A 12,698-nucleotide genomic window follows, 5' to 3' on the forward strand; every position below is an offset into this window, starting at 1 on the left:
GAGGCGCAACATGACCGAACACGACATCATCGACAACATCGACGAACTGGTCCGTGAGGAACGAGAATTGCGTTCGCGGGCCGAGGGTCAGGGGCTGTCGGAAGACGACGGCGCCCGTTTGACCTTTCTGGAACAACGGCTCGACCAGTGCTGGGACCTGCTGCGGCAGCGTCGTGCGCGTGCCGAATTCGGTGAGGACGTGGAGCAGGCCGCTCCGCGTCCCGTGGACGAGGTGGAGTCCTACCGCCAGTAGTCGGTGAAAGCGGCTGCGCACCAGGAAATCCGGTGCGCCGTCGTGGTATGTGATCGATGCGGCGGGTGCTTACCGCGACAGAGTGAGAAGTGAACAGGTTGGTGGTGATTGCCATATGACATTGGTGGAAGACGTGTACACGACCCGGGTTTCGGGTCGGCCCCGAGTGATCGACCGCCCGGACCCGGTGTTCTGGGGGCGACCGGACACTCCGGAGTACGCGGATTTCGACCGACGGGGATTCCTCCAGCGGGAGGCGGTGATCGACGAGGACGACGTCGCGATCTGTCTGACGGAGATCGACCGGATCCAGCGCGACCCGGCGCTGCGCGACGACGAACGCATCGTCCGCGAGGCCGGCTCCGACGCGGTGCGCTCGATCTTCGAGATCCTCGAACTGAGCGACGCGGTGCGCCGCGTCGTCGAATCGTCCGGTGCCTACGACATCGCGCGCGAGATCCTCGGCTCGGACGTCTACATCCATCAGAGTCGGCTCAACTACAAGCCGGGGTTCCAGGGCGGCGCGTTCTACTGGCACTCGGACTTCGAGACCTGGCACGCGGAGGACGGCATGCCGCGCCCGCGAGCGGTGAGCGCGTCGATCGCCCTCACCGAGAACACGTCGTACAACGGGCCGCTGATGATCATGCCCGGCACGCAGCGGTACTTCGTGCAGTGTGCCGGAGCCACACCGGACGACTTCTACCGGGAATCGCTGGTCACCACGACGCCCGGTGTCGGCGTGCCGTCGGAGGAGGTCATCACCGACATGTGGCAGCGGCACGGGATCGAGGTGCTGACCGGGGGCGCGGGGTCGATGACGATGTTCGACTGCAACGCACTCCACGCGTCGGGCGGCAACATCTCCCCGATGCCGCGCGCGAACGTGTTCGTGGTGTTCAACAGCGTCGAGAACGTGGTGCAGGCGCCCTTCTCTGGGTCGGCGCCGCGTCCCTCGTTCCTGGCCAGGCGACCGGAGTGACGAGGTAGGGGTGGTCGAGGCGTCGAGGTTCGGCCCGTAGGCTGACACCCGTGCGCGTACTCGTGATCGGCTCCGGAGCCCGTGAACATGCCCTCCTGTTGGCCCTCGCCCGTGACCCGGGCGTCGACAAGCTGATGTGTGCCCCCGGCAACGCCGGCATCGCTCGCATCGCCGAGACCTATGCGGTCGACGTCGCGTCCGGCGACGCCGTCGTCGATCTCGCGAAGTCGCAGGCCGCCGACCTGGTCGTCATCGGCCCCGAGGTGCCGCTGGTCCTGGGTGTCGCCGACGCCGTCCGTGCCGCGGGTATCGCGTGCTTCGGCCCGTCCGCCGAGGCCGCCCGCATCGAGGGCTCCAAGGCGTTCGCCAAGGACGTCATGGCCGCCGCCGGCGTGCGCACCGCGCACGCCGAGGTCGTCGACAACCCGGCCGACCTCGATGCCGCGCTCGACCGTTTCGGCCCCAATTGGGTCGTCAAGGACGACGGACTGGCCGCCGGTAAGGGCGTCGTGGTCACCACCGATCGCAGCGCCGCCCGCGACCATGCCGCCGAGTGCCTCGAGATCGGCCACCCGGTTCTGCTCGAGTCGTTCCTCGACGGCCCCGAGGTGTCCCTGTTCTGCCTGGTCGACGGCGAGACCGTGGTCCCGCTGCTGCCCGCGCAGGACCACAAGCGCGTCGGCGACGGGGACACCGGGCCCAACACCGGCGGCATGGGCGCCTACACGCCGCTGCCGTGGCTGCCGGCCGACGCCGTCACCCAGATCGTCGACGAGGTCGTCAAGCCCGTCGCGGTCGAGATGGCCAAGCGTGGCTGCCCCTTCACCGGTCTGCTGTACGCGGGTCTGGCGATGGGCAAGAGCGGCCCCGCGGTCGTCGAGTTCAACTGCCGCTTCGGCGACCCGGAGACACAGGCCGTCCTGGCGCTGCTCGAGTCGCCGCTCGGCGAGGTGCTGAACGCCGCCGCGACCGGCACCCTCGCGTCGGTCCCGCCGCTGCAGTGGCGCGACGGCGCGGCCGTGACCGTTGTCCTGGCCGCCGAGAACTACCCGGCCACCCCGCGCACCGGGGACGTCATCACCGGATCCGACGCCGACCAGGTCCTGCACGCCGGCACCGCCGCCCGCGAGGACGGCACCGTCGTCTCGGCCGGCGGCCGGGTGCTGAGCGTCGTCGGCATCGGCGCCGACCTGACCGAGGCCCGCGAGGACGCGTACGCGCGTCTGGCCGAGGTGAAGTTGCCGGGCGGACACTTCCGCAGCGACATCGGTCTGGCCGCGGTCGAGGGCCGGATCTCCATCTGACCTGCCGCTCCACTCTTCGTGACGCCGCGCCTCCGACCGGGGGCGCGGCGTCGCCGTTTTGCAGAGCGGCGGCGGTGGGCACCGGATTCGGGCGGCACTGATCTGCGCGCTAACGTCGAAGACGTGCGCAGCGACTCCCAGCGATCGACCATCCCCGCCTTCCACGTCATGGACGTGTGGAAGGCCGCGAACGAGCGGCAGCGCACCCACGGTGACGTGCTGTCCCTCGCCGCCGGGCAGCCGTCGACGCCGGCGCCGCAGCCGGTGCTGCGCGCGGCACGGGAATCGCTGGACAACCATCTGCTCGGCTACACCGAGACGTTCGGCATCGAGCCGCTGCGGCGGGCGATCGCCGACTACCACCGCGGCCGTTCCGGCTACGACGTCCACCCCGACGAGGTCGTCGTCACCACCGGGTCGTCGGGCGCGTTCACACTGCTGTTCCTCGCCGCGTTCGACGTCGGGGACACCGTCGTCGTCGCGCGCCCGGGTTACCCCGCCTACCGGAACACGTTGACGGCCTTGGGCTGCAACGTCGTCGAGATCGACTGCGGCCCCGAGACCCGCTTCCAGCCGACCGTCGCGATGCTCGAGCAGATGGACACCCCACCCGCGGGCCTGATCGTCGCGAGCCCCGCGAATCCCACAGGCACCGTCATCGATCCGGCCGAACTGGCCGCGCTGGCCCGCTGGTGCGAGGAGCACGACACACTGCTGATCTCGGACGAGATCTACCACGGCATCGAGTTCTCGGGCGAACTCGCCGGGGGCCAGCCGACCGCGTCCGCGTGGGAGACCTCACGCGAGGCCGTGGTGATCGGATCGGTGTCGAAGTACTTCTCGATGACCGGGTGGCGGCTGGGCTGGATGCTGGTCCCCGAGCACCTGCGCCGGGCACTGCAGCGGCTCTCGTCGAACATGACCGTCTGTCCGCCCGCGATCTCGCAGTACGCGGCCGTCGCGGCGTTCACCGACGAGTCCCGCGCCGAACTGGACGGCCACGTCCAGCGGTACGCCGCCAACCGGGAACTGCTGCTCACAGGGCTGCCGAAGCTCGGTCTCACCGAGCTCGCGCCCGCCGACGGCGCGTTCTACGTGTACGCCGACATCGCGCACCTCACCGACGACTCGACGTCGTGGTGCGCGCGCCTGCTCGCCGACACCGGGCTCGCGCTCGCTCCGGGGATCGACTTCGACACCGCGCACGGCGACCACACCGTGCGGATGTCGTTCGCCGGCGCCACCGCGGAGATCCGGGATGCCCTGGTTCGTCTCGAACGGTGGTTGCCCGCGCCGCGTTAGGGGGCGTTCTTCCCCCGATTCCGCCCAGGTGGGCGGTGGCCGGCTGGCACCATGGGCGGATGACCTCTGCCGCCACACCCAAAGGTGAGCGGCGACGGCAGGCGCTCGTGACCGCGGCCGCGGACCTCCTCCTCGAGGGTGGCTTCGACGCCGTCCGGCATCGGGCCGTCGCTACGAGGGCCGGGCTTCCACTCGCCTCGACCACCTACTACTTCGGGTCGCTCGACGAGTTGATCGCCCTCGCCGTCGAACACAACGGCAACCGCGAGCTAGACGCGATGCGGGAGCGTATCGACGACGTCACCCAGCGCCGACGGGGCGTCGAAGCCACGGTGGACCTGATCGTCGACCTGCTGGTGGGGCCGGACGACGAGGGCGACGGCGCCCGCGAGCGGCTGATCGCGCGGTACGAGCGGTTCGTCGCCTCCGCCCGGCATCCCGGACTGCGCGAGGTCCAGTTGCGGCTGCGGGCCCAGCTCGACGACCTGCTCACCGAGGTGTTGCGCCGCTCGGGGCGCGAGGTCCGCGAGACCCAGCTGCGTCGGCTGGTGGCCGTCGTCGACGGCGTCGTAGTGGGTGCGCTCAGCGAGGTCGACCCGGACCCGCGGGGGATGGCGCGGGCGATGCTGTCGGACCTGATCGACGACTTCGCGCCGCCGAGCACGCGCTGACGAGGGCGTTCGGGTGCGCCATTAGACTGAGATCTCGTGAGCCGCATCCCGAATGTCCTTGCCAACCGTTACGCCAGCCCCGCCCTGAAGGAGCTGTGGTCGCCGGAGCACAAGATCGTGCTCGAGCGCCAGCTGTGGCTGGCGGTGCTGCAGGCGCAGGCCGAGCTCGGGATCGACGTTCCCCAGGAGGCCGTCGCCGACTACGAGCGCGTGCTTCACCAGGTGGATCTCGACTCGATCGCCGAGCGCGAGCGGGTCACCCGCCACGACGTGAAGGCGCGCATCGAGGAGTTCAACGCGCTCGCCGGCCACGAGCACGTCCACAAGGGCATGACGAGCCGCGACCTCACCGAGAACGTCGAGCAGCTGCAGGTGCTCCGTTCGCTCGAACACGTCTACGACCACGGGATCGCGATCGCTGCCCGCCTGGCCGAGCGTGCCGCCGAGTACACCGGCATCGTGATGGCCGGCCGCTCCCACAACGTCGCCGCGCAGGCCACCACGCTCGGCAAGCGTTTCGCGTCCGCCGCCGACGAGATGCTCGTGGGGCTCACCCGTGTGCGCGAGCTCATCGATCGCTACCCGCTGCGCGGCATCAAGGGCCCGATGGGCACCGCGCAGGACATGCTCGACCTCCTGGGCGGTGACGCCGCCAAGCTCGAGCAGCTCGAGGCCAAGGTCGCCGAGCACCTCGGCTTCGCGCACGTGTTCACCAGCGTCGGCCAGGTCTACCCGCGCTCGCTCGACCACGACGTGCTGTCGGCGCTGGTCCAGCTGGGTGCCGCGTCGTCGTCGATGGCGCACACCATCCGCCTGATGGCCGGCCACGAGCTGGTCACCGAGGGCTTCCAGCCCGGCCAGGTGGGCTCGTCGGCGATGCCGCACAAGATGAACACCCGCTCGTGCGAGCGCGTCAACGGCCTGCAGGTGGTGCTGCGCGGCTACGCGTCGATGGCGTCGGAGCTGGCCGGCGCACAGTGGAACGAGGGCGACGTGTTCTGCTCCGTCGTCCGCCGCGTTGCTCTGCCGGACGCGTTCTTCGCGATCGACGGCCAGATGGAGACGTTCCTGACGGTGCTCGCCGAGTTCGGCGCCTACCCGGCCGTCATCGAGAACGAGCTCACCCGCTACCTGCCGTTCCTCGCCACCACCAAGGTCCTCATGGCCGCGGTGCGTGCCGGTGTCGGACGCGAGACCGCGCACGAGGCCATCAAGGAGCACGCCGTCGCCGTCGCGCTCGCGATGCGCGAGGAGGGCAAGGAGCCCGACCTGCTCGATCGTCTGGCCGCCGACGACCGGCTGCCGCTCGACCGTGCCGCGCTGGACGAGGCGCTGGCCGACCGCTCCGCGTTCGTCGGTGCCGCCGGTGCACAGGTCGACTCGGTGGTCGCCGAGGTCCAGAAGCTCGTCGACGCCAACCCCGAAGCTGCCCGCTACACGCCGGGCTCGATTCTGTGACAACGGGTTCCGTCGCAGTCGGTGACCTGACCGCCTACCTCGCGCAGCCCGAGGGCGGTAGCGACACCGTCATGCTGCTGCTGCCGATGATCAACGGCATCGACGCGCAGGTGCGGGAGTACGCCGACGACGTCGCCGCATCCGGGGTCACCGCCCTGGTGTGGGATCCGTGGCACGGACCGAGTCTCGACGACACCGCCAAGGAGCGGCTGTTCGAGCTCATGGGCGAACTCGACGACGAGGCGTGCCTGGCCGAGATGGGTGCGCTGCTCGACTACGCGCGCCGCGAACTCGGCGCACGCCGGGTCGGCGTGATCGGCTGGTGCCTGGGCGGGCGGTTCGCGCTGCTGCTCGGCGCCCGCGACGCCGCTCTTGCGAATGTCGTTGCGTACCATCCGTCGATCTGGGATCCGGCCGCGGCGAATCACGACCTCGACGCGATCGCGCTGGCCCCGACGATCGCCGCCCCGGTGATGGTGTTGCACGCCGGCGCCGACACCATCCTGTCGACCGGGAGCTTCCAGGCCCTGCAGGCCGCGCTGCAGTCCCGCGAATCCGGCGCGACCATCGTGCACGCCTACCCGGGTGCCGCGCACGGCTTCAGTGCCCGGGCGCGCCACGACGATCCGGTGAACAAAGCGGCCTGGGAGATCTCCTGGCCGCAGGCGCTGGCCTTCGTGAAGGCGACGCTGGCGCAGTAGTCGGTCTCGAACGGGAATCCCCGGCACGGTCTCGGACTCCGAGCGTGCCGCGGATTCCCGTTCGGCGTTTCCGGGGTCAGCAGCGGTCGTCGGCGGTGAGCTTGTCGAGGATCCGGCTCAGCTCGACGCGGTCGTGGTCGTCGAGTCCGGCGAAGAAGTCGGCGGCCTGGGCGTCGCGGGCGGCGGACATCTCGTCCAGAAGCCGGCGACCGCTGTCGGTGAGCCGGACGCACACCGCGCGACGGTCCACGTCGTCGGCGACGCGTTCGACGAGGTCGCGCTTCTGGAGTCGATCCACCACCTCGGTGGCCGAGCGGGGTGCGATGCGCAGGGCCTTGGCGACGTCGCCGAGGCGGGGGCGGCCGCCGGCCTCGCCGTCGATCACACGCAGTGCGCGGAACTCGTGCGGGGACAGCCCCCACGGTTCGAGGGCCGAGAACCAGCGTCGGCGCAGCCCGCGCGACGTGGAGATCACGAGGTCGCGGAGTTGCTCGGCCGATACGTCCGTCATGCTGCTGAAGCCTACCTCACTTGACAGTTACCTCATGTTGAGGGAACCTCAGTAAAGGCTTGCCCCGACATCTGAGAGGGGTGGTGCAATGACAAGCCTTCCATTCGGCGGACCCGGCGGTGGTCCGATGCGAACCCGCAAGGTCGACCCCGCCGACCGCGCCCAGCTCGAGGAATCCCCGGTCAGCCTGCGCCGGATCGGTGCGCTCTTCGCGCCGTACCGGTGGCAGATCACGGTGGTTGTCGCGCTGATCGTGGCGTCGTCGGCGATCTCGCTGGCCAACCCGTTCCTCGTGCGTGAGGTGATCGACCGGGCGATCCCGGAACAGAACGTCACGCTGCTCGTGTGGGCCGTGGTCGCGATGCTGGCGATCACCGTCGCGACGGCGGTGTTCGGCGTGGTGCAGACGTGGATCTCGACGACCGTCGGGCAGCGGATCATGCACAACCTGCGGACGCGGGTGTTCACACACCTGCAGCGCCAGTCGCTCGGCTTCTTCACCCGCACCCGCGGCGGTGAGGTCCAGTCCCGGCTCACCAACGACATCGGCGGCATGCAGACCGTCGTGACGTCCACGGCGACGTCGATCGCGTCCAACGTCACGACGGTGATCGGCACCGCGATCGCGATGGCGGTACTCAGTTGGCGGCTATCATTGCTGTCGTTGATCGTGCTGCCGCCCGCGATCTGGCTCACCCGCAAGGTCGCGCTCATGCGGCGCGAGATCACCGCGCAGCGGCAGAAGGCGCTGGCGGACATGCAGACCCAGATCGAGGAGGGGCTGTCGATCAGCGGGGTGCAGCTCGGTAAGACGCTCGGTGCCGGGCCGGCGCTGTCCGAGCGTTTCTCCGAGACATCCACGCGGCTCGTCGATCTCGAGGTCCGCTCCCAGCTGTCCGGACGTTGGCGGATGGCGACGATGAGCATCATCTTCTCGGCGATCCCCGCGCTGCTGTACCTTGCGGCCGGGCTGCCGGCGACGTCGGGCGGCATGACGATCGGCACCCTGGTGGCGTTCACCGGGCTGCAGACCACGCTGTTCCGTCCGCTGATGGGCCTGCTCGATGTCGGTGTGTCCGTGACGAGTTCGCTCGCGTTGTTCAGCCGGATCTTCCAGTACCTCGATCTGCCGGTGGAGATCGACGATCCCGAACGCCCCACACCGATGCCGCGCGAGCGAGTCGACGGTGCGGTGCGGTTCGAAGACGTCGGGTTCCGTTACGAGAATGCCGACCGCGATGCGCTCGCCGACGTCACCCTCGAGGTGCCCGCCGGGTCGTCGCTCGCGCTGGTGGGCGAAACCGGCTCCGGCAAGACCACGCTGGCATCGCTGGTTGCGCGTCTGCACGACCCGACGTCGGGCCGGGTGACGATCGACGGTGTGGACCTGCGCGACATCCGGCTCGCGGAGCTGTCCGAACTGGTCGGCGTCGTCTCGCAGGAGACGTACCTGCTGCACGCGACGATCCGGGAAAACCTGCGGCACGCCCGGCCGGACGCGTCGGACGCGGAGATCGAGGATGCGGCGAAGGCCGCGCAGGTGCACGAGCTGATCTCGTCGCTGCCCGACGGCTACGACACCGTCGTCGGCGCACGCGGCCACCGGTTCTCCGGTGGCGAGAAGCAGCGCATCGCGATCGCGCGGACCCTGTTGCGGGACCCGCGGATCCTGGTGCTCGACGAGGCCACCAGCGCGCTCGACAACGAGACCGAGCGGGCCGTGCAGTCCGCGCTCGACGTCGTCAGCCGCGGCCGGACCACGATCACGATCGCGCACCGTCTCTCGACGATCCGGGACGCGGATCAGCTCGCGGTCCTCGACCACGGCCGGGTCGCCGAGCGCGGCACCCACGAGGAGTTGCGCGCGCTCGGCGGCCGCTACGCGTCGCTACTCGCCCGAGGCCGCGACGCCGGCCCGACGGCCGAAGAAGGTGCCGTCACCGAGCGAGGTGCCGCTGATGTAGCCCCACGAGTGCAGGCCCGACGTCGCGCGTCCGGCAGCGAAGAGGCCGGGGATCGCGTCGTCGTCGAGGTCTAGGACCCGGCCGTCGACGGTGGTGCGCAGGCCGCCGATGGTGAACACCTCGGCGCCGCCACCGCCGGTTCCGCCGTCGCCGTACTCCGGCGGCGCCATGCCACGCTGGACGTCGATGGCCGCGAACGGCGACTGCAGCGGACGCAGCCAGCGCGCCGACTTGCGGAAGTAGGGATCCTCGCCGTGCTCGGCGAAGCGGTTGTACTCGCCGACCGTGTTCTGCAGTGCGCCCTCGGGCATGCCGATCTCGCGCTCGAGCTCCTCGAGCGTCTCGGCGACGAAATGCGGCTGCACGCCCCAGCGTTCGTCGACCGGAACCTCCTCGTACGCCTGCTCGTCGAGGATCACCCACACCTTCAGGTTGTGTTTGAACAGTGCCGCCTGCCCGACCAGGCCGGGGTAGACGTCCTCGTTGATGAACCGCTGGCCGACACTGTTGACGATCATGCCGCGCACCATCATTCCGGGCACCAGCGAGATACCCACCTGACCGGCAGACATGTGCTTGACCGCTGCGCCGACGGCCTGCGCCATCACGATCCCGCGGCCGTCGTCGCCGCCGTCGCTGTTGACGCCCAGACCCACCAGCTGCGGCGCGTGCTGCGCGAGCATCTCCTTGTTGTCGGCGAACCCGCCGGTCGTGATGACCACGCCGCGTCGGGCACGGTAGGTGACGGTCTCGTTGAAGTGTCGGGCCACGACGCCGACGACGCGGCCGTCCTCCATGATCAGGCGCAGGGCGGTGGTGTCGGTGTGGACGCCGATTTCGGTCTTGGTGACGGCCTCGCTGAGTACCGCCATCAGAACCTTGCCGCCGAAACCGTCCGAGGTGACGCGGTGCCCACGGGGCGCCGGTTCGGCGATCTCGTAGAACGGATAGGCGTTCTCACCCATCCACATCAGGCCGTCGTCGGTGGGCGGCACCCAGGTGGGGGAGTCCCACAGCGACGGCTTGAAGGGGACGCCGTGGTCGACGAGCCACTGGTAGTGGGCGACGCTCTCGCGGCTGTAGAGTCCCACCTTCTCCTGGTCGGCGTCCGGGCCCAGGGCGGCGAGCAGGAACTTCTCCATCTCCTCGGCGGTGTCGGTGAAGCCGCACGCCTCCTGGATCGGGGTGCCGCCACCGAGGTACATCTCGCCCCCGGACAATGCCGACGACCCGCCGCCACCGCTCTGTCGCTCGAGCAGGACCACGTCGGCGCCCGCGGCGTCGGCCTCGAGTGCGGCCGACGCACCGGCGCAGCCGTAGCCGATGACGAGGACGTCGGTCTCGTGGTCGTAGGCGGTGATCTCCGCCGCGTCGATCGGGGTGACGGGTACGCGTGCGCTCATCCGGTTCTCCTGTCGTGACACTGGCATGACTGTGGTGCCGGTCACAGTAGGGTCGCAGCGCGGGACCGTGAAGGTGGTTGTCCGGTGAGCGGGAAGCTGGGGGTGCGCACTCCAATCCTTCTGGGTCAGCGGCGGTTCAGTTCCAGTGGCAGCGATCGATGGCGGCGCACCAACAGGCTCGGCACCCATTCGGCTCCGCCGTCGGCGATCGTGAACGACGTGGTGCGCTCGAGCAGCGTCGTCAGCGCGGCGAGTGCTTCCATCCGGGCCAGCGCCGATCCGACGCAGAAGTGGATACCCTTGCCGAACGCGAGGTGGCCTTTCAGGTTCGGGCGGTCCAGGCGGGCGGTGTCGGGGTCCACGAACCTCGCCGGATCGCGATTCGCGGCCCCCCACAGCAGCAGCAGGTGGCTCCCGGCGGACAGTCGGACGCCGCCGAGGGTGGTGTCCGTGACGACGTGTCGGTGATGCCCGCGGAACGGTGATTCCAGCCGGAGTGCCTCGTCGAGGAACGGGTCGATCAGTTGGGGGTCGCGCCGGAGCCGGTCCTGCAGTTCCTGATTCGTCGCGAGGATTCGGGTGGCGTTGGCGATCAGGCCTGCAGTCGACTCGCCGCCAGCGCCGACCAGTTGCACCAGGACGAGGACGGCGACGTCGTCGGTGAGATCGCCCTCGTTGCAGGCGTGGGCCAGTGCGCCCAGCAGATCTGTCTGCGGATCTCGCTTGGCGGCAGTGAATTCGGTGTGGAGGTAGCCGGTGAGTGCGGCAGCCGAAGCGACCAGCGTCGGTAGACGGCCCTCGGTGACGATCCCGCCGAGCATCTCGGTGCTGTCGTACGACCACGAAAGCAGTTGCGGGACGTCGCTCTGCGGCAGTCCGATCAGGCTCGCGACGAGGGCGAGGGGCAGTGCGTCGGCCATCTCGCGCGCCCACTCGAAGGTGTCGTCGGCGCGCAACCCGGCATCCCAGAGTTGATCGACGAAGGCCCGCACCGTGGGTCCGAGGGTGCGGATCCGCTTGGTGAGTTGCGCGAGAACGAGTTTGCGGTGCACCGCGTGCGAGGGATCGTCGGCGGTGGCGAGCACGTGGACCGCGCGACCGCCGCCGTCCATGTCGAACGTGACGGGTGGACCGTCGGCTCGCTGCACCATCACCCCGGTGAGGTTCGACGAGAAGTCCTCGGGACGTGCCAGTGCCTCGGTCACCAGTTCCCACGACGACACGAGGTGGAAGTCGGTGCCGGGGACGCGGTGGACGGGGTCGCGCTCGCGCAGCGTCGCGTACAGCGGGTAGGGGTCGTCGAGGTGTGCGGGGTCGAAGACGCCGAGCCCGTCCATACGTGTCCTGGTCACGGATGATCTCCCGTCAAGCGGTCGGAACCTGGTGTGGTGATGCCACCGTCCAGCCCGCGGCGACGCGGTGTCAAGGGGTGCCGGGAAACTGAGAGAACCCTTTTGACGTGCGCGAATGGGCTGTCTCGAGGCTGTGGCCGGTCGTCGGTGTCGCCGCAGGTGGCGGCAATTCCACGATGTAGACGAAACTGCCTCTCTGTCTCACAATGAGACCGCAAGTCATCGGTGATCGGAGGGGCGCATGGCGCGAACGGACGACTGGCTGGCCGGTGGGAACCGGCGGGAGGTTGCGGTCGCACGGATCACTGCGGCCGCGACGGACCTGTTCCTCGAACGCGGATTCGATCGGGTCGGGGTCCTGGACGTCGCCGAGCGCGCGGGATGTTCACGGGCGACGCTGTACCGGTACGTGGGCGGTAAGCCCGCGATCGTCGCAGCCGTGGTGTCCTCGGCCGCAGCGTCGGTCGCCGAGGACGTGGCGTGCGCGGTGGCTCACCTCGACGGTGCCGATCGAGTGGTCGAGGCGATCCTCACGTCCGTGGCGGCGGTGCGTGCGGACCCGGCGCTCTCGTACTGGTTCGCGCACAACCGGACCGGGGCGGCGAACGGCTACCTCGCGTCGTCCCCGGATCTGGCTCGGTTCGCGACGACGCTCACAGGTGCCGTGGCCGACGACCTGGCGGGTGAGTGGATCGTCCGGGTGGTCCTCACGCTGTTGGCGTGGCCGGGAGCCGACGGCGACACGGAACGACATATGGTGCGGCACTTCGTCGCGCCGGCGTTCGCCACATAACATC

11 protein-coding genes and 1 pseudogene are annotated in these 12,698 nt (G+C 69.7%); 9 read left to right on the forward strand and 3 right to left on the reverse strand.

Annotated features, from left to right (window positions below; all coding sequences use genetic code 11):
* Positions 1-10: 10 nt before the first annotated feature.
* From C7H75_RS04105 to C7H75_RS04135, 7 genes are all read left to right on the forward strand, one after another.
* On the forward strand, positions 11-253 hold the full coding sequence (locus tag C7H75_RS04105) for a DUF2630 family protein (protein WP_005515470.1): 243 nt from the start codon (positions 11-13) through the stop codon (positions 251-253).
* A 115-nt stretch (positions 254-368) separates the two neighbouring features.
* Positions 369-1,235: an ectoine hydroxylase gene (thpD, locus tag C7H75_RS04110; protein ID WP_084956442.1), complete on the forward strand. Its 867-nt coding sequence runs from the start codon at positions 369-371 to the stop codon at positions 1,233-1,235.
* A 50-nt stretch (positions 1,236-1,285) separates the two neighbouring features.
* The gene (purD, locus tag C7H75_RS04115) at positions 1,286-2,539 is read left to right on the forward strand and encodes a phosphoribosylamine--glycine ligase (RefSeq protein ID WP_005515468.1); all 1,254 of its coding nucleotides are present in this window, start codon (positions 1,286-1,288) and stop codon (positions 2,537-2,539) included.
* 123 nt (positions 2,540-2,662) lie between these two features.
* Positions 2,663-3,841: a pyridoxal phosphate-dependent aminotransferase gene (locus C7H75_RS04120; protein ID WP_084870339.1), complete on the forward strand. Its 1,179-nt coding sequence runs from the start codon at positions 2,663-2,665 to the stop codon at positions 3,839-3,841.
* Positions 3,842-3,900: 59 nt separating this feature from the next.
* Complete coding sequence (locus C7H75_RS04125; RefSeq protein WP_005515466.1) at positions 3,901-4,512, forward strand: TetR/AcrR family transcriptional regulator; 612 nt, start codon at positions 3,901-3,903, stop codon at positions 4,510-4,512.
* Positions 4,513-4,548: 36 nt separating this feature from the next.
* Complete coding sequence (gene purB / locus C7H75_RS04130) at positions 4,549-5,970, forward strand: adenylosuccinate lyase (RefSeq protein WP_064077785.1); 1,422 nt, start codon at positions 4,549-4,551, stop codon at positions 5,968-5,970.
* Entirely contained in the window at positions 5,967-6,671 is a 705-nt protein-coding gene (locus C7H75_RS04135) for a dienelactone hydrolase family protein (protein ID WP_106850968.1), read from the forward strand. The genes purB and C7H75_RS04135 overlap by 4 nt, the downstream gene beginning before the upstream one ends.
* A gap of 76 nt (positions 6,672-6,747) precedes the next feature.
* On the opposite strand, the gene C7H75_RS04140 is transcribed toward C7H75_RS04135, so the two are convergent.
* A complete protein-coding gene (locus C7H75_RS04140; RefSeq protein ID WP_005515463.1) occupies positions 6,748-7,182 on the reverse strand; it encodes a MarR family winged helix-turn-helix transcriptional regulator in 435 nt (144 codons plus the stop codon).
* 88 nt (positions 7,183-7,270) lie between these two features.
* Between C7H75_RS04140 and C7H75_RS04145 the strand changes: the two genes are divergently transcribed.
* Positions 7,271-9,220 carry an ABC transporter ATP-binding protein gene (locus C7H75_RS04145; RefSeq protein WP_317047804.1) on the forward strand — a complete coding sequence of 650 codons (1,950 nt, stop codon included), beginning with the start codon at positions 7,271-7,273 and terminating at the stop codon, positions 9,218-9,220.
* Here C7H75_RS04145 and C7H75_RS04150 read toward each other — a convergent pair.
* Positions 9,140-10,738 (reverse strand): annotated as a pseudogene (locus C7H75_RS04150) (FAD-dependent oxidoreductase); the annotation flags it as partial. The gene C7H75_RS04145 and the pseudogene C7H75_RS04150 sit on opposite strands and share 81 nt — an antisense overlap.
* A complete protein-coding gene (locus tag C7H75_RS04155; RefSeq protein ID WP_106850970.1) occupies positions 10,675-11,886 on the reverse strand; it encodes a cytochrome P450 in 1,212 nt (403 codons plus the stop codon). The gene C7H75_RS04155 and the pseudogene C7H75_RS04150, both read right to left, overlap by 64 nt.
* A 256-nt stretch (positions 11,887-12,142) precedes the next feature.
* On the opposite strand from C7H75_RS04155, the gene C7H75_RS04160 reads away from it, so the two are divergent.
* Complete coding sequence (locus C7H75_RS04160; RefSeq protein ID WP_022594172.1) at positions 12,143-12,694, forward strand: TetR/AcrR family transcriptional regulator; 552 nt, start codon at positions 12,143-12,145, stop codon at positions 12,692-12,694.
* Positions 12,695-12,698: the final 4 nt, after the last annotated feature.

Source organism: Rhodococcus (subgen. Prescottella) equi (assembly GCF_003013675.1).
Classification (GTDB): domain Bacteria; phylum Actinomycetota; class Actinomycetes; order Mycobacteriales; family Mycobacteriaceae; genus Prescottella; species Prescottella equi.

What these genes read in the sequence shown, in the direction of transcription:
- C7H75_RS04145 (WP_317047804.1), top strand. Translation starts at nt 7,271, where the DNA reads ATGACAAGCCTTCCATTCGGCGGACCCGGCGGTGGTCCGATGCGAACC.
- thpD (WP_084956442.1), top strand. Translation starts at nt 369, where the DNA reads ATGACATTGGTGGAAGACGTGTACACGACCCGGGTTTCGGGTCGGCCC.
- C7H75_RS04155 (WP_106850970.1), bottom strand. Translation starts at nt 11,886, where the DNA reads ATGGACGGGCTCGGCGTCTTCGACCCCGCACACCTCGACGACCCCTAC.
- C7H75_RS04125 (WP_005515466.1), top strand. Translation starts at nt 3,901, where the DNA reads ATGACCTCTGCCGCCACACCCAAAGGTGAGCGGCGACGGCAGGCGCTC.
- C7H75_RS04140 (WP_005515463.1), bottom strand. Translation starts at nt 7,182, where the DNA reads ATGACGGACGTATCGGCCGAGCAACTCCGCGACCTCGTGATCTCCACG.
- C7H75_RS04160 (WP_022594172.1), top strand. Translation starts at nt 12,143, where the DNA reads ATGGCGCGAACGGACGACTGGCTGGCCGGTGGGAACCGGCGGGAGGTT.
- C7H75_RS04105 (WP_005515470.1), top strand. Translation starts at nt 11, where the DNA reads ATGACCGAACACGACATCATCGACAACATCGACGAACTGGTCCGTGAG.